This is a genomic window from Actibacterium sp. XHP0104 (assembly GCF_025751515.1).
In the GTDB taxonomy this organism is placed as follows: domain Bacteria; phylum Pseudomonadota; class Alphaproteobacteria; order Rhodobacterales; family Rhodobacteraceae; genus Actibacterium_D.
The window spans coordinates 168,600-189,607 of the sequence record NZ_JAOWLE010000004.1 but is presented as its reverse complement, the minus strand read 5'-3'; the positions used below and the strand labels follow the sequence as shown (position 1 = coordinate 189,607).

The 21,008-nt window shown below is 64.2% G+C and carries 19 protein-coding genes; 12 read left to right on the top strand and 7 right to left on the bottom strand.

What is annotated here, in order from left to right; genetic code table 11:
* Positions 1 to 34: 34 nt before the first annotated feature.
* On the bottom strand, positions 35 to 1,117 hold the full coding sequence (hemH, locus tag OE856_RS08565; RefSeq protein WP_412174875.1) for a ferrochelatase: 1,083 nt from the start codon (positions 1,115 to 1,117) through the stop codon (positions 35 to 37).
* Between the two features lie 19 nt (positions 1,118 to 1,136).
* The gene (locus tag OE856_RS08560) at positions 1,137 to 1,985 is read right to left on the bottom strand and encodes a methyltransferase domain-containing protein (RefSeq protein WP_263715662.1); all 849 of its coding nucleotides are present in this window, start codon (positions 1,983 to 1,985) and stop codon (positions 1,137 to 1,139) included.
* 37 nt (positions 1,986 to 2,022) lie between these two features.
* Here OE856_RS08560 and OE856_RS08555 point away from each other — a divergent pair, with 37 nt between their 5' ends.
* From OE856_RS08555 to OE856_RS08540, 4 genes are read left to right on the top strand one after another with little or no spacing between them, the layout of a single operon-like run.
* Complete coding sequence (locus OE856_RS08555) at positions 2,023 to 2,745, top strand: double zinc ribbon domain-containing protein (protein WP_263715661.1); 723 nt, start codon at positions 2,023 to 2,025, stop codon at positions 2,743 to 2,745.
* Positions 2,746 to 2,782: 37 nt separating this feature from the next.
* Positions 2,783 to 3,040, top strand: coding sequence for a glutaredoxin 3 (gene grxC, locus OE856_RS08550; protein WP_263715660.1), 258 nt, complete (start codon positions 2,783 to 2,785; stop codon positions 3,038 to 3,040).
* 3 nt (positions 3,041 to 3,043) lie between these two features.
* The gene (locus tag OE856_RS08545) at positions 3,044 to 3,880 is read left to right on the top strand and encodes a carbon-nitrogen hydrolase family protein (RefSeq protein ID WP_263715659.1); all 837 of its coding nucleotides are present in this window, start codon (positions 3,044 to 3,046) and stop codon (positions 3,878 to 3,880) included.
* A 47-nt stretch (positions 3,881 to 3,927) separates the two neighbouring features.
* Positions 3,928 to 4,323 (top strand): MarR family winged helix-turn-helix transcriptional regulator, encoded by a 396-nt coding sequence (locus tag OE856_RS08540; RefSeq protein ID WP_412174877.1) that lies wholly within the window; start codon positions 3,928 to 3,930, stop codon positions 4,321 to 4,323.
* Here OE856_RS08540 and ubiG read toward each other — a convergent pair.
* Entirely contained in the window at positions 4,320 to 5,072 is a 753-nt protein-coding gene (gene ubiG, locus OE856_RS08535; RefSeq protein WP_263715657.1) for a bifunctional 2-polyprenyl-6-hydroxyphenol methylase/3-demethylubiquinol 3-O-methyltransferase UbiG, read from the bottom strand. The two genes, OE856_RS08540 and ubiG, sit on opposite strands and share 4 nt — an antisense overlap.
* Positions 5,073 to 5,139: 67 nt before the next feature.
* Between ubiG and pip the strand changes: the two genes are divergently transcribed.
* The 5 genes from pip (at position 5,140) to infB (ending at position 11,626) form a co-directional block, all read left to right on the top strand.
* Positions 5,140 to 6,129: a prolyl aminopeptidase gene (gene pip, locus OE856_RS08530; RefSeq protein WP_263715656.1), complete on the top strand. Its 990-nt coding sequence runs from the start codon at positions 5,140 to 5,142 to the stop codon at positions 6,127 to 6,129.
* Positions 6,130 to 6,258: 129 nt separating this feature from the next.
* On the top strand, positions 6,259 to 6,843 hold the full coding sequence (gene rimP / locus OE856_RS08525) for a ribosome maturation factor RimP (RefSeq protein ID WP_263715655.1): 585 nt from the start codon (positions 6,259 to 6,261) through the stop codon (positions 6,841 to 6,843).
* A gap of 3 nt (positions 6,844 to 6,846) precedes the next feature.
* Positions 6,847 to 8,466: a transcription termination factor NusA gene (gene nusA, locus OE856_RS08520; RefSeq protein ID WP_263715654.1), complete on the top strand. Its 1,620-nt coding sequence runs from the start codon at positions 6,847 to 6,849 to the stop codon at positions 8,464 to 8,466.
* Positions 8,467 to 8,489: 23 nt separating this feature from the next.
* Positions 8,490 to 9,122, top strand: coding sequence for an RNA-binding protein (locus OE856_RS08515; protein ID WP_263715653.1), 633 nt, complete (start codon positions 8,490 to 8,492; stop codon positions 9,120 to 9,122).
* A complete protein-coding gene (gene infB / locus OE856_RS08510; RefSeq protein ID WP_263715652.1) occupies positions 9,119 to 11,626 on the top strand; it encodes a translation initiation factor IF-2 in 2,508 nt (835 codons plus the stop codon). The genes OE856_RS08515 and infB overlap by 4 nt, the downstream gene beginning before the upstream one ends.
* Positions 11,627 to 11,988: 362 nt before the next feature.
* Here infB and mutT read toward each other — a convergent pair whose 3' ends face one another.
* The 3 genes from mutT to OE856_RS08495 all read right to left on the bottom strand — a co-directional run bounded on the left by mutT (position 11,989) and on the right by OE856_RS08495 (position 14,626).
* Entirely contained in the window at positions 11,989 to 12,387 is a 399-nt protein-coding gene (gene mutT / locus OE856_RS08505) for an 8-oxo-dGTP diphosphatase MutT (protein WP_263715651.1), read from the bottom strand.
* Positions 12,384 to 13,589, bottom strand: a complete 1,206-nt coding sequence (gene argJ, locus OE856_RS08500; protein ID WP_412174876.1) for a bifunctional glutamate N-acetyltransferase/amino-acid acetyltransferase ArgJ — start codon at positions 13,587 to 13,589, stop codon at positions 12,384 to 12,386. Before argJ ends, mutT begins: the two co-directional genes overlap by 4 nt.
* Positions 13,590 to 13,780: 191 nt before the next feature.
* On the bottom strand, positions 13,781 to 14,626 hold the full coding sequence (locus OE856_RS08495; RefSeq protein ID WP_263715649.1) for a peptidylprolyl isomerase: 846 nt from the start codon (positions 14,624 to 14,626) through the stop codon (positions 13,781 to 13,783).
* 187 nt (positions 14,627 to 14,813) lie between these two features.
* Here OE856_RS08495 and secA point away from each other — a divergent pair, with 187 nt between their 5' ends.
* The 3 genes from secA to OE856_RS08480 all read left to right on the top strand — a co-directional run bounded on the left by secA (position 14,814) and on the right by OE856_RS08480 (position 20,223).
* Complete coding sequence (gene secA, locus OE856_RS08490) at positions 14,814 to 17,504, top strand: preprotein translocase subunit SecA (RefSeq protein WP_263715648.1); 2,691 nt, start codon at positions 14,814 to 14,816, stop codon at positions 17,502 to 17,504.
* A 109-nt stretch (positions 17,505 to 17,613) separates the two neighbouring features.
* Positions 17,614 to 18,654, top strand: coding sequence for a hypothetical protein (locus tag OE856_RS08485; RefSeq protein WP_263715647.1), 1,041 nt, complete (start codon positions 17,614 to 17,616; stop codon positions 18,652 to 18,654).
* A gap of 18 nt (positions 18,655 to 18,672) precedes the next feature.
* The gene (locus OE856_RS08480; protein WP_263715646.1) at positions 18,673 to 20,223 is read left to right on the top strand and encodes a substrate-binding domain-containing protein; all 1,551 of its coding nucleotides are present in this window, start codon (positions 18,673 to 18,675) and stop codon (positions 20,221 to 20,223) included.
* On the opposite strand, the gene radC is transcribed toward OE856_RS08480, so the two are convergent.
* Complete coding sequence (gene radC, locus OE856_RS08475; protein WP_263715645.1) at positions 20,220 to 20,981, bottom strand: RadC family protein; 762 nt, start codon at positions 20,979 to 20,981, stop codon at positions 20,220 to 20,222. The genes OE856_RS08480 and radC overlap by 4 nt on opposite strands.
* Positions 20,982 to 21,008 lie beyond the last annotated feature (27 nt).

Genomic DNA, 21,008 nt, shown 5'->3' with positions numbered 1-21,008 from the left:
GGCGGTGGTTTCACCGCCCTTTTTGCTTGTCTGGTCAGCTGATCCAGCCGCGCAGGTTTTCGCGCACCACATCGGCCAGCATCGCGATATGGGCGGGTTCGTCGTTGAGGCACGGGATATAGGTGAACTCCTGCCCGCCCGCGTGCTCAAAGCTTTCGCGGATTTCCTCGTTGATCTCTTCCAGCGTCTCGATGCAATCGGCGGAAAAGGCCGGGGCGATGACGGCGATGCGCTTGATGCCCTCTTCGCGGGCCAGGCGGGCGACCTCTTCGACGGTATAGGGGCGCAGCCATTCCTCGGGGCCGAAAACTGACTGAAAGGTGGTGCCGATCTGGGCGTCAGACCAGCCCAGCCGCTCGCGCAGCAGGCGCGTGTTTTTCTGGCACTGGCAGTGATACGGGTCGCCCTGCATCAGGTACCGTTTCGGCATGCCGTGATACGACACGATCAGCTTTTCCGGCGCATTCGGCAGGTCGGCATAGGCGCGCTCGACCGATTGGGCCAGCGCGTCGATATAGGCGGGGTTGTCGAAATAGGGCGCGACCGTGCGCGCGGCGGGCTGCCAGGGCTGATCCATCAGCGCGCGAAAGAACTGGTCATTCGCGGTGGCCGAGGTGGCGCCGGCGTAATGCGGGTAAAGCGGGAAGAACAGGATCTTTTGACAGCCGGCATCGACCATCTCCTGCACCTTGGATTTGGTCGAGGGGTTGCCGTAGCGCATACAGAAATCAACCAGCACTTCGGCGCCATAGGTTTTCTCCAGCTCGGCGCGCAGGGCATCGGTCTGGTCGCGGGTGATGGTCATCAGCGGGCTTTCGCCCTTTTCCTCGTTCCAGATCGACTGATAGGCCTTGCCCGAGGAAAACGGCCGCTTGGTCAGGATGATCGCCTGCAACAGCGGCTGCCATTTCCATGACGGATAGTCGATCACCCGCTTGTCGGACAGGAATTCGTTCAGATACCGCCGCATGGGCCAGTAATCATAGCCGTCGGGCGTGCCCAGGTTGGCGATCAGAACGCCGATCTTGGGGCGCGGCAGGGCGGGATGATCCGCGGGGGCGTGGGCGGGTTTTTCCGTCATGTGGTCCTCGGCGGTTAAGGGTCTTGGTTCCGACATAACCCCATTTGGCGGCGGGTCAATCGCGCTTTGGGGTCGCGGGGTCGGGCAGGGTGATCTCGTTCGTGTTCAGGGCATCGGCCAGACGCACCTTTGCGCTGCCGGGGCGCAAGGGTTTCTGCTGGCTGTCATCGGGGGCCCATCCGGTCAGGAAAATCGTCTCGAACGTTGCCGGAATCCGCCCGTCGGGCTGGCTATAGGCCTCGTGATAGATACGGGCCATTTCGGCGAACAGGGCGCGGGGCGGTGTGGCGCGGTGGCGGTTGTGCAGGGCGTTGACCTCGCCCATGGCGCGCAGGTCGTCGATCAGGTGCAGGACCGACCGATAGGTCACCATCCGCGGCGCGCCATCGGCCACCGGCAGGGCAAAGCCCGCGCGTTGCAGCAGCGCGCCCAGGTCGCGGATCTCGCCCATCGGGGCAACGCGCGGCGACAGGCCGCCGGTCAGGGTGGATTCGGCCTGGGCCAGGGCGGCGCGCAATTCGTGCAGGGTATGGCCGCCGAACAGCACGCCCAGAAACAGCCCGTCGGGCCGCAGCGCGCGGCGACATTGCACCAGCTGCCCGACCGGATCATTCGCCCAGTGCAGGCCCATGGCGTGAATGACCAGGTCATGCGCGCCGGGTTCCAGCGCCAGGATGTCGTCATCGGCCACATGCACCGCGCCGGGGATGAGATCGGCCCAGACCTGCGGAAAACCCGACACGACGGCGGGGGCCGTAAAGGTTCTGTTAACCTCTGTCAGTCTTTCCTTGATCTCGTCGGCGGCGTCCTGATGCAGGAACAGGGCGGGCTCGGCCCGGCGCTGGGCGCGGGCGCGAAACCGGGCCAGCGCGGCGCGGTCGGTCAGGGTGGGGCTTTGGGTCATCGGCAATGTCCTTTGACCGCTATGTAGAAGGCATCGCATGAATTTGCAAAGCGCGCTTGAGATGATCTATCCGCCGACCTGCATTTCCTGCGGCGCGCTGGTCGAGGGCGCGTTCGGCCTGTGCGGGCCATGTTGGCGCGATACGCATTTCATCAACGGGCTGGTGTGTGATTGCTGCGGCGTGCCCCTGCCGGGCGAGGATAGTGACACATCTGTGCGTTGCGATGATTGCATGACGTTTGATCGCCCGTGGGCGCGGGGGCGGGCGGCGCTGGTCTATAAGGACAATGCGCGGCGGCTGGTTCTGGCGCTGAAACATGGCGACCGGGCCGATCTGGCGCGGCCGGGGGCGGGGTGGATGCTGCGGGCGGGGGCGCCGATTTTTCAGGATGGCATGCTGGTCGCGCCGATTCCGCTGCATCGCTGGCGGCTGTTGCGGCGGCGGTATAACCAGTCCGCCCTGCTATCGGCGCGGATCGCGGCGGGCACGGGCTATGAGCATTGCCCCGACCTGCTGATTCGCGCGCGCCGCACCGAGAGCCAGGACGGCAAGGGCCATGACGCCCGTTTTTCCAATCTGGCCGGGGCGATCCGGGCGAATCCGCGTCGTATCGGGCGGCTGGCGGGGCGGCATGTGCTGTTGATCGACGATGTGATGACCTCTGGCGCGACGATGACGGCCGCCAGCCACGCCTGTTTTGCCGCAGGTGCGAAAAATGTGTCGGTTCTGGTCTTGGCGCGCGTTGCGAAAGAGCTTTGACGCCCTATATCTTGGCGCGAAGCAGAGGATACCCGAGATGAAAACCATCGAGATTTATACCACCCCCACCTGCGGCTATTGCCGCCGCGCCAAGATCCTGCTGGCCGAAAAGGGCGTGTCTTATGTCGAGATCGATGTGGCCGGCGACCCCGACAAGCGTGCCGCGATGACGCAGCGCGCCCTTGGTGGCCGCACCGTGCCGCAGATTTTCATCGACGGGCAGCATGTCGGCGGTTGCGACGAGTTGTATGCGCTGGACCGGGCTGGCAAGCTTGACCCGATCCTGGCCGCCTGATCGGTGCGGGCCGGGCTGATACAGCTGACATCGGGCGACGATCCTGTCGCCAATCTGGCCGAGACCCAGGCGATGATCAGCCGGGCCGCCGAGGGCGGTGCCGGTTTCGTGCTGACGCCCGAGGCGACCAACTGTATCTCGACCAGCCGCAGTGTTCAGAATGAAGTGCTGCGGCACGAATCCGACGATGCCACCCTGGATGCACTGCGTGACCAGGCGGCGGCGCTGGGCATCTGGGTGTTGATCGGGTCTTTGGCGCTAAAGACCGATGACGCCGACGGGCGGTTCGCTAACCGGTCGTTCCTGATCGGGCCGGATGGGGCGATTGCCGCGCGTTATGACAAGATTCACATGTTTGATGTCGATATCGGCGATGGCGAGGTGTTTCGCGAATCTGATGCCTATCGGCCCGGTGATCGGGCCGTTGTAGCCGATACGCCCTTTGGCGCGCTGGGGCTGAGCGTCTGTTATGATCTGCGTTTTCCCTATCTTTACCGCGCCCTGGCCCATGCGGGCGCGCGGATACTGACGGTGCCGTCGGCCTTTCACCCGGTGACGGGTGCCGCGCATTGGCATGTGCTGTTGCGGGCGCGGGCGATCGAAACCGGCTGTTACGTGCTGGCCCCGGCCCAGACCGGCGATCATGCGATCCGGCAGGGCAGGCCGCGCCAATCCTATGGGCATAGCCTGGCAATTTCGCCCTGGGGCGAGGTTCTGGCCGATGCGGGCACCGAGAAGGGCGTGGTTTTCGTTGACCTCGACCCCGCGAACGTAGACAAAGCGCGGGGCCGCGTGCCCTCTTTGAACCATGATCACGATTTCAAGGCGCCCCAGTTGTGAACGACCAATCTGAAAATCTAGCCGTTTCGCTGTTCAGCGAATTGTTCATGGCGGATCAGCTGGCACGGTCGCGGCTGACCAAGGCGCTGCCGCGCGGGATGGAGCTAAGCCATTTCTCGGTGCTCAATCATCTGGCCCGCCTGGGCGAGGAACGCACCCCCGCGCAGCTGGCGCAGAACTTTCACGTGACGCGCGGGGCGATGACCAACACCTTGAACAAGCTGGAATGGGCCGGCCACGTGCATATCCGCCCCGACTGGGACGATGCGCGGCGCAAGCTGGTATCGGTCAGCCCGGCCGGCATCCAGGCGCGCAACGTGGCGATTCAGGCGATCGCGCCGCTGATTTCCGAGGTGGTCGACGATATCGGCGCCGACAAGGTGCGCGCCGCGCTGCCGGTGTTGCGGGCGCTGCGTCAGAAACTGGGCACCAGCGACAGCTAGGCCTCGGCCCGGCGCAGGCTGGCGGTGACATAGTTCACGGCCAGGTCGCGGTCGGAAATCGACCATTGCCAGCTGACCGGGTTGAACACGAACCCCTTGCGATCGACCGGATCAAGCCCGGCCCTTTTCAGCAGATCGAACAATTCGTCGGGGGTGATGAACTTGTTCCATTCATGGGTGCCCTTGGGCAGCCAGCGCATCACGTATTCGGCCCCCACAATCGCCATCATGAAGCTTTTGGCGTTGCGGTTGATGGTCGAACACAGGTGCAGCCCGCCCGGTTTCAACAGGTCGCGGCAGGCGGTCAGAAAGGCCAGCGGGTCGGCCACGTGCTCGATCACCTCCATGTTCAGCACCACGTCGAACCGTTCGCCGTCGGCGGCCAGGGCCTCGGCGGTGGTGTGGCGATAGTCGATGTCCAGCCCCGATTGTTCGGCATGAATGCGCGCCACGGGGATATTGCCCCCGGCGGCATCGGCGCCGATTACCGTGGCGCCCAGCCGGGCCATCGGTTCGGACAACAGCCCGCCGCCACAGCCGATATCCAGCAGGCGCAGCCCGGCAAAGGGTTTGGGCGCGGTCAGGTCGCGGCCAAACTCGGCGGCGATCTGGCGGGTGATGTAATCCAGCCGGCAGGGGTTCAGCATATGCAGCGGTTTGAACTTGCCATGCGGATCCCACCATTCGGCGGCCATCGCCTCGAATTTGGCGACCTCGGCGGTATCGACGGTGGTTTGCGTGGTGGTCATGTCTGTCTCCGCGGTTTTGCGCGTTTCACCCCTGTGCGGGCGTTTCGAGGCACTATATAGATTTGTTATGGACAAGTCCGCAGGCCAAAAGAGCGCAACGCAACTCCTTTATCCGCCGATCGAGCCCTTCGACAAGCGGATGCTGGATGTTGGCGGCGGTCATCAGATTTATGTCGAGCAATGCGGCAACCCCGGCGGCATACCGGTCGTGGTGCTGCATGGCGGCCCCGGCGGCGGGTGCAGCCCGGCGATGCGGCGCTATTTCGACCCCAAGGAATATCGCATCGTGCTGTTCGATCAGCGCGGCTGTGGCCGTTCGCGCCCGCATGCCAGCGTCGACGACAACACCACCTGGCACCTGGTGCGCGATATCGAGTTGATCCGCGAGACGCTGGGCATCGACCGCTGGGTCGTATTCGGCGGCAGCTGGGGCGCGACGCTGTCGCTGCTTTATGCGCAGGCGCACCCAGAACGGGTGGCGCATCTGATCCTGCGGGGCGTGTTCCTGATGACCCGGGCCGAGCTCGACTGGTTCTATGGCGGCGGCGCGGGGCAGTTCTGGCCCGATCTTTGGTCGCGGTTCGCCAGCATGATCCCGCTGGACGAGCAATCCGATATGATCGGCGCCTATCACAAGCGTCTGTTTTCCGGCGACCGGATGCTGGAAACCCGCTTTGCCCGCGCCTGGGCCGGCTGGGAAAACGCGCTGGCCACGATCGACCATGACGGCCCCGTGGGCGAGGCCCCGGCCGATTATGCCCGCGCCTTTGCCCGGCTGGAAAACCACTATTTCCGCCATCAGGGCTGGCTGGAACATGACCAGCAGATCCTGAACAACGTGCCGCTGATCAGCCACATACCGGCGACCATCGTGCAGGGCCGCTATGACATGGTCTGCCCGCCGGCCGCGTCGTGGAAACTGTCGGAACGCTGGAGCCGCGCCGAGTTGCGCTTGGTGCCCTTGGCCGGCCACGCGCTAAGCGAGCCGGGCATCACCGCCGAACTGATCCGCGCCACCCGTGCGGTGCAACGCCAGGCGGGGTTGCTGGGGTTCTAGGATTGCCCCTTGCAGACTCGGGGCATCGGGCGTATATCCCCCTTCAACAGCGGTGCGTTGGTTTCCACCCCGACGCTCCACCGGAGAGTTTCAACGGGCCGCGCGCCCGTTTTTTTGTGTTTGGACCATATGAACGACCTGATCGCCAAAGCCGCCATTGACCGGCGCCTCGCCGAGATTGTCCAGCCCGTGCTAGAGGGCATGGGCTATGAGCTGGTGCGCCTGCGTCTGATGGGTGGCAAGACCCATACGCTGCAAATCATGGCCGAGCGTCCCGAGGGCGGGATCGAGGTTGACGATTGCGCCGAGATTTCGACCGCCGTATCGGCTGTGCTGGACGTCGAGGACCCGATCGAGGAAAACTATACCCTTGAGGTGTCCAGCCCCGGTATCGACCGCCCGCTGACCCGGCTCAAGGATTTCGACACCTGGAGCGGCTATGAGGCCAAGATCGAGACTTCCGAGCTGATCGACGGGCGCCGCCGCTTCAAGGGCGCGCTGGCCGGCACCGAGGGCGACGAGGTTCTGATCACCATCGAGGATCAGGGCGACGATGTGACCATCGGGCTGAAATTCGACTGGCTGTCGGATGCCAAGCTGGTGCTGACCGACGATCTGATCCGCGACATGCTGCGCGCCCGCAAGGCCGCCGGCATCGTGGACGAAGACCAATTCGACGAGATTGAAACAACCGACGCTTCCGAGGAGGAGTGAGTGATGGCGATTACCTCTGCAAACCAGCTTGAGCTGTTGCAAACCGCCGAGGCCGTGGCCCGCGAAAAGATGATCGACCCCGATCTGGTGGTTCAGGCGATGGAAGAATCCCTGGCCCGCGCCGCCAAGTCGCGCTACGGCGCCGAGATGGACATTCGCGTGTCGATCGACCGCAAGACCGGCAAGGCGACCTTTACCCGCGTGCGCACCGTTGTCGCCGATGACGAGCTGGAAAACTATCAGGCAGAGCTGACCGTCGAGCAGGCCAAGCCGTATCTCGAAAATCCCCAGATCGGTGACGAGATCAGCGACGAGGTGCCGCCGGTGGAAATGGGCCGGATCGCCGCCCAGTCGGCCAAGCAGGTCATCCTGCAAAAGGTTCGCGAAGCAGAGCGCGACCGCCAGTTCGAAGAGTTCAAGGATCGTGCCGGCACCATCATCAACGGTGTCGTCAAGCGCGAGGAATACGGCAACGTCATCGTCGATATCGGCCGTGGCGAAGGCATCCTGCGCCGCAACGAAAAGATCGGCCGCGAAAGCTATCGCCCGAATGACCGCATCCGCTGCTACATCAAGGATGTGCGCCGCGAGGCCCGCGGCCCGCAGATCTTCCTGTCGCGCACCGCGCCGGAGTTCATGGCCGAGCTGTTCAAGATGGAAGTGCCCGAGATTTATGACGGCATCATCGAGATCAAGGCCGTCGCCCGTGACCCGGGTTCGCGCGCCAAGATCGCCGTGATCAGCTATGACAACTCGATCGACCCCGTGGGCGCCTGCGTTGGTATGCGCGGCAGCCGCGTGCAGGCCGTCGTGAACGAGCTGCAGGGCGAGAAGATCGACATCATTCCGTGGAACGAGGACCAGCCGACCTTCCTGGTGAACGCGCTGCAGCCGGCAGAGGTTTCCAAGGTGGTTCTGGACGAAGAGGCCGAGCGCATCGAGGTTGTCGTGCCCGACGAGCAGCTGTCGCTGGCCATCGGCCGCCGCGGTCAGAACGTGCGTCTGGCCAGCCAGCTGACGCATCTTGATATCGACATCATGACTGAAAGCGAAGAATCCGAGCGCCGCCAGGCCGAATTCGCCGAGCGCACCCAGCTGTTCATGGACAGCCTGGACCTGGACGAATTCTTTGCCCAGCTGCTGGTGTCCGAAGGCTTTACCAGCCTGGAAGAGGTCGCCTATGTCGACCTGGACGAGCTGCTGGTGATCGACGGTGTCGACGAAGGCACCGCCGAAGAGCTGCAGGCCCGCGCCCGCGATCATATCGACGCACTGAACCAGAAGGCGATGGAACGCGCCCGCGAACTGGGTGTCGAGGACAGCCTGGTTGAATTCGAAGGCCTGACCCCCCAGATGCTAGAGGCTCTGGCCGAAGACGGCGTGAAAACGCTGGAAGACTTTGCCACCTGCGCCGACTGGGAACTGGCCGGCGGCTGGACCACGGTGAACGGCGAGCGCACCAAGGATGACGGCATCCTGGAAAAATTCGACGTGTCGCTGCAAGAGGCCCAGGATCTGGTCATGAATGCCCGCATCGCGCTGGGCTGGGTCGATCCGGCTGATCTGGTGTCCGAGGACGATGCCGAGGCCGAGGGTGACGAAACCGAGGAGGCCGAGGCCTGATCTCAGGTCCGGAGGGCACGAACATGAGCCGCGGTGGCCAACATAACAAGCACGACGAACCCGAGCGGCGTTGTATCGCCACCGGCGAGGTGCAGCCCAAGGCCGGGCTGATCCGTTTCGTGGTTGGCCCGGGCGACGTGATCGTGCCCGACCTGCTGGGCAAGCTGCCCGGCCGGGGCATCTGGGTGGCCGCCGACCGTGCCGCGCTGGAAACCGCGATCAAAAAGCGGCTGTTCGCGCGCGGCGCCAAACAGGCGGTCAACGTGCCCGAGGATCTGTTTGCCCAGGTCGAGGCCGGGCTGGCCAAGCGCGTGGTCGAGGGGATCTCGCTGGCGCGCAAGGCCGGGCTGGCGGTGGCCGGGTATGAAAAGGTTAAAAACTGGCTGATGGGGGGGAACGCCGACGTTCTGATCCAGGCCAGTGACGGGTCCGAAAGGGGCAAGTCCAAGCTGCGGCTGCCCTCGGATACGTCTGTTTTTATAGGCTGTCTGACTGCCGATGAATTGGGTTTGGCTTTCGGACGGGAACATGTGATACATGGCGCGCTTGCGGCTGGCGGACTCACACGACGTGTTGTAGAGGATGCTGCCAAACTTGCGGGCGTTCGCAAAGTGAGCGGGGGCAAGGCCTCCGGGAAGGGTGTTAAGACCACATGAGCGATAGTGACGGCAAAAAAACTCTCGGTATCCGCGGCGGTCCGCGGTCTGGCCAGGTAAAGCAAAGCTTTAGCCATGGACGGACCAAGAATGTCGTGGTCGAGACCAAGCGCAAGCGCGTTGTCGTGCCCAAGCCGGGCGCGGCAAAGGCCGGTGCCGGTTCGCCGCAGTCGGGGGATCCCTCGAAGCGCCCCGCAGGCATTTCCGATGCCGAGATGGAGCGCCGTCTGAAAGCTCTGGCCGCGGCCAAGGCGAACGAGGCCGATGAGGCGCGTCAGCGCGCCGAAGATGAAAAGCGCCGCGAGGAAGATCGCCAGCGCCGCCGCGAAGAGGCCGAGGCCAAGGAACGCGAGCAGCGCGAGATCGAAGAAGCCGCGCGCCGCAAGGCCGAGGAAGAAGAGCGCGAAAAGCGCGAGGCCGAAGAGGCCCGCAAGCGTGCCGCAGCCGCCCCCAAGGCGGCCGAGCCGCAGCAGCCGCCCGCTTCGCCCGCAGATGCCGAAGCCGAGGCCAGCCGTGGTGGCGCTGCTGCCAAGGCCGCGCCGCGCAAGGTCGAGCGCGAGCGCGCCGATGATCGTCCGCGTGGCAACAAGGCCCGCGACGATAACCGCCGCTCGGGCAAGCTGACCGTCAACCAGGCCCTGTCGGGCGAGGGTGGCCGTCAGCGGTCGATGGCCGCGATGAAACGCAAGCAAGAGCGCATGCGCCAAAAGGCCATGGGCGGCGCGCAGGAACGCGAAAAGATCGTGCGTGATGTGCAGGTTCCCGAAACCATCGTGGTCTCGGAACTGGCCAACCGCATGGCCGAACGCGTGGCTGACGTGGTCAAAGAGCTTATGAAAATGGGCATGATGGTCACGCAGAACCAGTCGATCGACGCCGATACGGCCGAGCTGATCATTGAGGAATTCGGCCACCGCATCGTGCGCGTGTCGGATGCCGATGTGGAACAGGTCATCGACTCGGTCGAGGACAAGCCCGAAGATCTTGAATCGCGTCCGCCGGTGATCACCATCATGGGTCACGTCGACCACGGCAAGACCTCGCTGCTGGATGCGATCCGCAACGCCAAGGTTGTCGCGGGCGAGGCCGGCGGCATCACCCAGCATATCGGCGCTTACCAGGTGAAAACCGACAGCGGCGCGGTGCTGAGCTTCCTCGATACGCCCGGCCACGCGGCGTTCACCTCGATGCGTGCCCGTGGTGCGCAGGTGACCGATATCGTGGTTCTGGTGGTTGCGGCCGATGACAGCGTCATGCCGCAGACCATCGAGGCCATCAACCACGCCAAGGCGGCCGGTGTGCCGATGATCGTGGCGATCAACAAATGCGACAAGCCCCAGGCCGACCCGATGAAGGTGCGGACCGAGCTGTTGCAGCACGAAGTGGTCGTCGAGGCCATGTCGGGCGAAGTGCAGGATGTCGAGGTTTCGGCCCATACTGGCCAGGGCCTGGACGAACTGCTGGAAGCGATCGCGCTGCAGGCCGAGATCCTCGAGCTCAAGGCCAACCCCAAGCGCGCCGCGCTGGGTGCCGTGATCGAGGCTCAGCTGGACGTGGGCCGCGGCCCCGTTGCCACCGTTCTGGTTCAGAACGGCACGCTGCGCCAGGGCGACATCTTTGTCGTCGGCGAGCAGTGGGGCAAGGTGCGTGCGCTGGTCAACGATCAGGGTGACCGTGTGCAAGAGGCCGGGCCGTCGGTTCCGGTCGAGGTTCTGGGCCTGAACGGCACGCCCGAGGCGGGCGATGTTCTGAACGTGGTCGAGACCGAGGCGCAGGCCCGCGAGATCGCCGAATACCGCCACCAGGCGGCCAAGGACAAACGTGCCGCTGCCGGTGCCGCCACCACGCTGGATCAGCTGATGGCCAAGGCCAAGGAAGACGAAAGCGTCTCCGAGCTGCCGGTGCTGGTCAAGGCCGACGTGCAGGGTTCGGCCGAGGCGATCGTTCAGGCGATGGAAAAGATCGGCAACGAAGAGGTGCGCGTGCGCGTGCTGCATGCCGGTGTGGGTGCCATCACCGAAACCGATGTCGGCCTGGCCGAAGCGTCGGGCGCGCCGATCGTGGGCTTCAACGTGCGTGCCAATGCGCCCGCGCGGAATGCTGCCAACCAGAAGGGCGTGGAAATCCGCTATTACTCGGTCATCTATGACCTGGTGGATGACATCAAGGCCGCTGCGTCTGGCCTGTTGTCGGCCGAGATCCGCGAGAACTTTATCGGTTACGCCGAGATCAAAGAGGTCTTCAAGGTGTCGGGCGTCGGCAAGGTTGCCGGCTGTCTGGTGACCGAGGGCGTCGCCCGCCGCAGCGCCGGTGTGCGCCTGCTGCGCGACAACGTCGTGATCCACGAAGGCACGCTGAAAACGCTCAAGCGCTTCAAGGACGAAGTCAAAGAGGTGCAGTCGGGCCAGGAATGCGGCATGGCCTTTGAAAACTACGACGATATCCGCCCCAGCGATGTCATCGAGATTTTCGAGCGCGAAGAGGTCGAGCGTCAGCTCGACTGATCGCAGCCCTCAGTGCAGACATGAAAAAGGACGGCCCCGCGGCCGTCCTTTTTGTCTTCCATGAGTGGTAATGCCTCAGGCCGCAGACCGGCCTTTTACGGGGCGTCCCTCGTATATTTTTTCGCCAACGCGCACCTGAATGTTGCCGTTGGCCATCTTGCGTACGAAAGCCCCTTGTATCGAAACACAGCTTCCGATCGTGATCGTTCTGATCATGTGCGACCCCACTTTCGCAAACATGAAGATTTGTGACAGTTTGGAGACAATACACAAAATCTGCGAAAAATCATCCGATTATTTGGGCAGATCTGGGGAATCCGCCCATGAAATCGTTGCAAACGTAAGAAATTGCGGCGAGCGCGCTACAGCCAGTCGCGCAATACGGGAATTAGGGGCTCGTCTGCTGGCGGCATAGGATAGTTGCGCAGATCATTGGGGCGCACCCATTTCAGCGCCTGGCCTTCGCGGGCCTGGGGGATTCCCTGCCATTTGCGGCAGGCGAAAACCGGCATCAGCAGGTGAAAGTCGTCATAACTGTGGCTGGCAAAGGTCAGCGGCGCCAGGCAGCTCTGCCAGGTGTCGATGCCCAGCTCTTCTTGCAGCTCACGGATCAGCGCGGCCTCGGGGGTTTCGCCGGGTTCGACCTTGCCGCCGGGAAATTCCCACAGACCAGCCATGGATTTCCCCTCGGGGCGCTGCGCCAGCAGCACCCGCCCGTCAATGTCGATCAGCGCAACCGCCGAGACCAGAACCGTTTTCACGACCGGTAATCCGCGTTGATGTCGATATAGCGATGGGTCAGGTCGCAGGTCCACACGGTGGCCTTGCCGCGGCCGAGGCCCATGTCGACGCCGAACACCAGGTCGGGGTTCTTCATGTAGGCGGCGCAGTCGGCCTCGGAATAGCTGGACGAGACCCAGCCCTTCTCGGCCACGACCAGATCGCCGAACCGGATCGACAAAGTATCGCGGTCGGCCTTGGCGCCGGCCTTGCCCACGGCGGCGACGATGCGGCCCCAGTTGGGGTCTTCGCCGGCGGCGGCGGTTTTCACCAGCGGCGAGTTGGCGATCGACATGGCCACCTTGCGAGCGTCGGCATTGCTGGCGGCGCCGGTCACGGCAACCTCGATGAACTTGGTGGCGCCTTCGCCGTCACGCACCACCTGGTGGGCCAGGTCCATCATCACGGATTTCAGCGCGGCGGCGAAATCACGGGCCGGCTTGGCGCGCATGTCGGTGATTTCGGGCGCCTCGGACTGGCCGGTGGCGGCCAGCAACAGCGTATCCGAGGTCGAGGTGTCGCTGTCGACGGTGATGTTGTTGAAGGTCTCGTTGGTCAGGCGCGACAGGATGCGCTGTAGCGGGGCGCGGGCGATTTTCGCGTCGGTAAAGATATAGACCAGCATCGTCGCCATGTCGGGCGCGATCATGCCCGACCCTTTGGCGATGCCGGCGATATTGACGGTCTTGCCGTCGATCTCAAAGCTGGCGGTCGAGGCCTTGGGGAAGGTGTCGGTCGTCATGATCGCGCGGGCGGCGTCGGCCATGGCGGTTTCCGACAGGTTGGCGGTCAGGTCTTCCAGCGCGGCGGTGATGCGGTCATGCGGCAGCGGCTCGCCGATCACGCCGGTCGAGGACGAGAACACCCGGCTTTGCGGCACCTGGGTCGCGGCGGCGACGCCAGCGGTGACGGCCTCGACCGCCTTGCGGCCATTGTCGCCGGTAAAAGCGTTGGCGTTGCCCGCGTTGACGATGATCGCGGCGCCCGCGCCGTCATCGGCCAGGCCGATCTTGGATTCGCAATCCAGCACCGGCGCGGCGCGGGTGGCCGAGCGGGTAAAGGCCCCGGCCATCTGCGTGCCGGGCGCCAGCCGTGCCAGCATCACGTCGACCCGGCCCTTGTAGCGCACACCGGCGGCGATGGCGGCAAACTCGGCGCCCTTGATGATCGGCAGATCGGGCATGCCGGCGGGGGCCAGCGGCGAGATGATCTGCAGCTTTTCCTTGGGCGCCTCGACTTTGGCCTTGGCCTTCTTCTTGGTCTTCACCTTCTTGCTCAGCTTGGCGACTTCGCGCTCAAAGGCTTCGACCTCGCGTTTGGTGACGGACTTGGATTTGGATTTGTCTTTCTTGGGCATGCTCTATCCCTAACAAGTTACTCGGCCAGCAGATCCCGGTTGCGCAGCTGCGCGGGGTCGATCTCTAGCTCGTTGCGCACAACATCTGCTTTTTCAACGATTTCATCAATGGCCTGCGTGACGACCTCTTGTTGAATCTGGGCGACCAGCTGATCGCGCACCAGGTCCAGTTCCGGGGCCTCTTTGGCACGGGTTTCATTCAGAATTACGACATGCCAGCCGAACTGCGTCTGCACCGGTTCCGAGATCTGCCCGACCTCAAGCGCAAGCACCGCGTCTTCGAAGGGTTTCACCATCGCGCCCTCGCCGAACCAGCCCAGCGCGCCGCCCGAGGGGCCGGACGGCCCGACCGATTTTTCCTTGGCCAGCTCGGCGAAATCGGCGCCGCCATCCAGCGCGGCCTTCAGCTCTTTCGCGGCGTCTTCGGTTTCGACCAGGATATGCGAGGCGTTGTATTCGGTTTCAGACCCGATATCGGCGAATTCCTTGTCATAGGCGGCCTGCACGGCCTCTTCGGTGACAGCATCGGCGACGATCTTGCTTAGCGCCTCGCTGGCCATGAAGGACAGGCGTTCGTTGGCCAGCGCCAGTTCGGCCTCGCGGCTCAGCTGGCCCTCGATGGTCTGGGCGACGGCGGTCTGGCGCACCAGCTGGTCCAGCACGGCCTGATACAGCACGTCGTCGGGCATGGCCTGGTATTCGCCGGGCAGCTGCGCGGTCATCACGATCATCTGGCCCAGGGTGATATCGGTGCCGCCGACGCTGGCGATCACGGTGTCTGCAGTGGGCTCGTCGGCCAGGGCGGGCAGGGCAAGGCCGACCGCCAGCGTGGCAACCATCGCGGATTTCATCAGATTCGGCATCTTGGCAACTCCTTTTCCGGCCACCTGACCCGGCGGCGTTGACACTCTATGGGTGGGCGCTTACATCGCTTCAAGGTCCGAAAGTGCCGGACCGCCCTTTTTTCATTGCCCTACCTAAGCGGGGCAGCCGGGGTGGGCAAGGCGTTCGCTTTCACGATCCCGACAAAGACCACCACGCGGAGTAAACATGCTGGGCATCGGAACCATCGCCAAAAAGGTATTTGGCACACCGAACGACCGTAAAGTCAAAGCCACCAAACCGATCGTGGACAAGATCACCGCGCTAGAGCCAGATTTCGTGGCGCTGAGCGATGAGGGTCTGAAGGAAAAAACCCGCGAGCTGGCGCAGCGCGCGCAGGACGGCGAAAGCCTGGACGCCCTGCTGCCCGAGGCCTTCGCCAACTGCCGCGAGGCGGCGAAACGGGCGCTGGGCCTGCGCGCATTCGACACCCAGCTGATGGGCGGCATTTTCCTGCATGAGGGCAATATCGCCGAGATGAAGACCGGCGAGGGCAAGACCCTGGTCGCCACCTTCCCGGCCTATCTGAACGCGCTGACCGGCAAGGGCGTGCATATCGTCACCGTCAACGATTACCTCGCCAAGCGTGACGCCGAATGGATGGGCAAGGTTTACGCCCAGCTGGGCCTGACCTGCGGCGTGGTCTATCCGCAGCAGCCCGAAGAAGAGAAAAAGGCCGCCTATGCCGCCGATGTGACCTATGCCACCAACAACGAGCTGGGCTTTGATTACCTGCGCGACAACATGCGCGCCGAGCTGTCGCAGATGTCGCAGCGCGGGCATAACTTTGCCATCGTTGACGAGGTCGACAGTATTCTGATCGACGAGGCCCGGACGCCGCTGATCATCTCGGGGCCCAGCCAGGACCGGTCCGAGATGTATGTGACGCTGAACGAGGTCATTCCCTCGCTGACCGACGCGCATTTCACCAAGGATGAAAAGTCCCGCAACGTCACCTTTACCGACGAGGGCAACGAGTTCATGGAACAGGAACTGGCGCGCCTGGGCATCCTGCCCGAGGGCCAGTCGCTCTATGACCCCGAAAGCACGACCATCGTGCACCACGCCACGCAGGCGCTGAAGGCGCATGTGCTGTTCCAGAAAGACAAGGACTACATCGTCCGCAATAGCGAGGTGATGCTGATCGACGAATTCACCGGCCGGATGATGGCCGGGCGGCGTCTGTCGGACGGTCTGCACCAGGCGATCGAGGCCAAAGAGGGCGTGCATATCCACCCCGAGAACGTGACGCTGGCCAGCGTGACCTTCCAGAACTATTTCCGCCTGTATTCCAAGCTGGGCGGCATGACCGGCACCGCCGTCACCGAGGCGGACGAATTTGCCGAGATCTATGGCCTGGGCGTGGTCGAGGTTCCGACCAACCGTCCCGTGGCGCGGATCGACGATCATGACCAGGTGTTCCGCACCGCCGCCGAGAAATACGCCGCCATCGTCGAGGCGATCAAAGAGTCGAACGCCAAGGGTCAGCCGATCCTGGTGGGGACCACCTCGATCGAGAAATCCGAGATGCTGTCGGGCCTGCTGAAAAAGGCCGGCGTGCCGCATAACGTGCTGAACGCGCGTCACCACGAACAAGAGGCTCAGATCGTGGCCGATGCCGGCAAGCTGGGCGCGGTGACCATCGCCACCAACATGGCCGGTCGTGGCACCGACATCAAACTGGGCGGCAATGTCGAATTCAAGGTGATGGAGGCCATCGCCGCCGACCCCGAGGCGCACCCCGACGAGATCCGCGCCCGGATCGAGGCCGAGCACGCCGCCGATGAACAGGCGGTCAAGGATGCCGGCGGGCTGTTCGTTCTGGCCACCGAGCGTCACGAAAGCCGCCGCATCGACAACCAGCTGCGCGGTCGTTCGGGCCGTCAGGGCGACCCGGGGCGGTCGTCGTTCTTTCTGTCGCTCGAAGATGACCTGATGCGCATCTTTGGGTCGGAACGGCTGGACAAGGTCTTGTCGACGCTGGGCATGAAGGAAGGCGAGGCCATCGTTCACCCCTGGGTCAACAAGTCGCTGGAAAAGGCGCAGGCCAAGGTCGAGGGCCGCAACTTTGACATCCGCAAGAACCTGCTGAAATTCGACGACGTGATGAACGACCAGCGCAAGGTCATCTTTGGCCAGCGCCGCGAGATCATGGAATCGAACGACCTGGCCGAGATCGTGCAGGATATGCGCCACCAGGTGATCGACGATCTGGTCGACGAATATATCCCCGAACGCTCCTATGCCGATCAGTGGGATGTCGAGGGGCTGCGCGCCGCGATCATCGACCGTCTGAACATCGACGCGCCCGTGGCCGACTGGGCCGACGAAGAGGGCGTCGATGGCGACGAGATCCGCGAGCGTCTGGAACAGATCAGCGATGACGCCATGGCGCAAAAGACCGAACAGTTCGGCCCCGAGACCATGCGCAACATCGAAAAGCAGGTGCTGCTGCAAACCATCGACGGCAAGTGGCGCGAGCATCTGCTGACGCTGGATCACCTGCGTTCGGTCGTGGGGTTCCGCGGCTATGCCCAGCGTGACCCGCTGAACGAATACAAGACCGAGGCCTTTGCCCTGTTCGAATCGATGCTGGACGCCCTGCGCGAGCAGGTGTCCCAGCAGCTGGGCCGCGTGCGCCCGCTGACCGAGGAAGAACAGGCCCAGATGATGGCCCAGATGATGGCTCAGCAGCAGGCCGCGCAGGCGCCTGTCGATGCCGGCCCGCAAGAGGCGCCCGCGCCGCTGGTCGATGGTTTCGACGAGACCGATCAAAGCACCTGGGGCAATCCGGGCCGCAACGATCCCTGCCCCTGCGGTTCTGGAACCAAGTTCAAGCATTGCCACGGACGTATCTGACTCAGGCTGCGGCAGTTGTTCGGGCTGCCGCAACAATCCCTGAATTCGCCATCCAATTGCCCAGAATCGCGGGTATTTCGACCCCAAAGGTTAAGAAAGGGGTCGTGTTGTGACGATTAAACGCAGATTGATTTCCGCCGGGATGACCATGGCCGTGGCCTTTGTGGCCGGGCATTTCGTGCAATCTCAGGCCGGGGCCACCCAAAGCAATGTGGTGCCGCAAGCCTCTGTCAAATCGCAGCAACCGGCCACGGTGGCCCGTCCGGCCGTCAAGGCCAATTTTAATCGTCCCGTAAATACCGACGTGATCGGTGCCGCGCCGGTCAAAATGCCGGCCGAGCCGGGTTTCGCCACGGCAACCCTTGGGTTCGACCCTCAGACCTCTGCCCTGGCGACGCGCCTTGCCGGGTTGGAACCGCGCTATAACACCCCGCGTGGGGCCGGGTTGGGCCTGAATGAATTCGGCCTGCCTTGTGAAAACGCACTCAGCGCTACCCCGATCGAGGGTGGCATGGTGCGCCTGTCGATCACGGCCTCTTGCGCGCCGCTGGCACGTCTTGAAGTGGTGCAGGATCGGCTGCGTTTTGCCCTGCGCAACTCGGTGACGGGCGACCTGAGCGTCGATGTGCCGGCGCTGTCGACCCTGCCGGTGTTTATCGTCGAGGTCGAAGATGGCCCCTTGCTGACCGCCACCGCCCAGATGCCCGAGGCCGCCGCCTATGATCGTGTCGCGCTGCAATGGCAGGGGCATAGCGGGGTGCAGATTCACGCGTTTGAAATGGGTGCCGATTACGATGACGCCGGCCATGTCTGGGCGGGCAACGCCCATGATGCCGCCCGCGCCGAGGCTGCGCAGGGTGGATTCATGGTGCGGCTGGGCGACGAAACCCTGGCCGATCCGCGCATGGCCGAGGTTTACAGCCATCCGCGCGGGCCGCAGCGTCTGGACGGTGTCGTGCGCCTGAACATCGAGGCCGAGGTCACCGCCGCCAATTGCGGGCGCGACCTGATCGCCGAAACCCTGCAACCGGCGGCCGATGGCACGCTGACTGCCAGCGAGATCAACCTGTCGGTGCCGGGATGTGATGCCGCAGGTGAATTTCTGGTGTTGAAAAACCTGCTGCGAGACCTGAAAGTCGCCAGCAACTAAGACAACACAGCTGGTGACATGATCCGGACATTTCTTGGCGCGGCGGTTTTCGCCGCGCTTGGCTTTCTTGGCCTCTCTTCCGCCGCTCTGGCGCAAGATGTCACCCTGACCTCGCGCGATGGCGGGATCACGCTGCACGGCACGCTGCTGGGCTTTGACGGCGAGTTTTACCGCGTTGATACGCCCTATGGCCCGCTGGTTCTGGATGGGCAGGGTGTGCGTTGCACCGGGGCGGGCTGCCCCGATCTGGCCGATTACGTGGCCGAGTTCACCTTTGCCGGCGCCCCCGCGCTGGGCGAGGTGCTGCTGCCCGCGCTGGTCGAGGCCTATGCCACGCGCCGTGGGCTGTTGCTGCGCCGCGTGGTCAGCAGTGACAGCGATTTCCGCATCGACCTGCTGGACGAGGCCACGCGCCAGCCGCTGGCCCGGATCGGGTTTCGCATCAGCTCGACCGCCGAGGGGTTTGCCGATCTGATCGCCGAAGAGGCCGATATCGTCATGGCCATGCGCGAGGTGCGCCCGCACGAGGCCCGCCTTGCCGCCGAGGCCGGGCTGGGCGATCTGGCCGACCCGGCGCGGGCGCGGATCGTGGCGCTGGATGCGCTGGTGCCGGTCACGGCGCGGGGCAATCCGGTGACGGCGATGACCGTGCCGGAACTGGCGGCCTATCTGACCGGCGAGACCACCGATTGGGGGCCGCAAGCCGCGCCGGTGTCGCTGCATCTGCCCGATGACCACAACGGGCTGGCGCAGGTGATCAGCGACCAGCTGCTGCACGGGCAGGCGCTGAAGCCCGCCTCCGCCCGCCATCTGCGTGATGCCGATCTGGTTGACCGGGTTGCGGCTGACCCTCTGGCGCTGGGCGTGACGCGGCTGTCTGAGCTGGGCAATGCGGTGCCAATCGCGCTGACGGGCGGTTGCGGCATGGCGCTGCCGCTGGATCGGCGGACGCTGAAAACCGGCGACTATCCGTTCAGCGCGCCGCTGTTGCTGTATACGTCGTCGCAGAAACTGCCGCTTTTCGCGCGCGAGTTCCTGGCCTTTCTGTCGACCCCGGCGGCGCAGGTGGTGATCCGCAAGGCCGGGTTTGTCGATCGCGGGCGCGAGGTGATCGCGCTGAACGACCAGGGGCTGCGCCTGGCCAACGCGCTGCGTGGGGCGGATGGCGGGGCGCCATTGAACGAAGTTCAATCCATGCTGAACGACCTGAACGGCGCGCAGCGTCTGACCTATGCGTTTCGGTTCCGGCCCGGGGCCGAGGTGCTGGATGTGCATTCGGCTGGCGATCTGGCCGATCTGGCGCGGGCGCTGGAAAGCGGTGTTTTCGACGGCCGAGAGCTGATCCTTGTGGGTTTTGCCGAGGGCGGCGCGGATTGGCAGACGGCGCAGCGGGCCTCGCTGAAACGCGCCGAACAGATGCGGGCGCTGGTGTTGCGCGCGGCCTTTGCGGCCGACAAATCGCGGTTTCGGCTGAGGGTCGCCGGATACGGGCCGGCGATGCCGATGGCCTGTGACGACACCGACTGGGGCACACGGGTGAACCGCCGGGTCGAGGTCTGGCTGCGTTAAAGATAGCCGCCCGCGCGAAAGCTGACCTCGCGCGATTTGCCGACGATGATGTGATCATGCAGCGTCAGGCCCAGCGCCTGGCAGGCCTCATCAATGCGTGTGGTCATGGTGATATCGGATTCCGACGGCGTGGGGTCGCCCGAGGGGTGGTTATGCACCAGGATCAGCGCCGAGGCGTTCAGTTCAAGCGCCCGCTTGACCACCTCGCGCGGGTAGACGGGCACGTGATCGACGGTGCCGCGGCCCTGTTCCTCGTCGGCGATCAGCACGTTCTTGCGATCCAGGAACAGCACGCGAAACTGTTCGGTATCGCGGTGCGCCATGGTGGTATGGCAATAGTCGATCACCGCATCCCAGCCGGAAATCACCGGGCGGTCGATCACCCGCGCGCGGGCCATGCGGTGGGTGGCGGCTTCGACGATCTTTAGCTCGCAAATCACCGCGTCGCCCACGCCCTTGACCTCGCGCAGGCGGGGGATGGGGGCCGAGATGACCCGGTTGAAATCGCCGAACTGATCCATCAGCGCGCGGGCCAGCGGTTTGACATCCTGGCGCGGGATGGCGCGGAACAGCACCAGTTCAAGCAATTCATAATCGGGCATGGCCCCGGCGCCGCCGGCGATGAACCGGGCGCGCAGGCGGCTGCGATGATCGCGGATGTATGAGGGCAGCTTGCCCGCCGCCGGAGGGGGCACGGCGCATTCATCCGGCTCGAAGAGCGGCAGGGGGGCTTCGTGAAAGGCGCGGGGCGTGTTCATACCCGGCAATCTGCGCGTTGCTTGGTA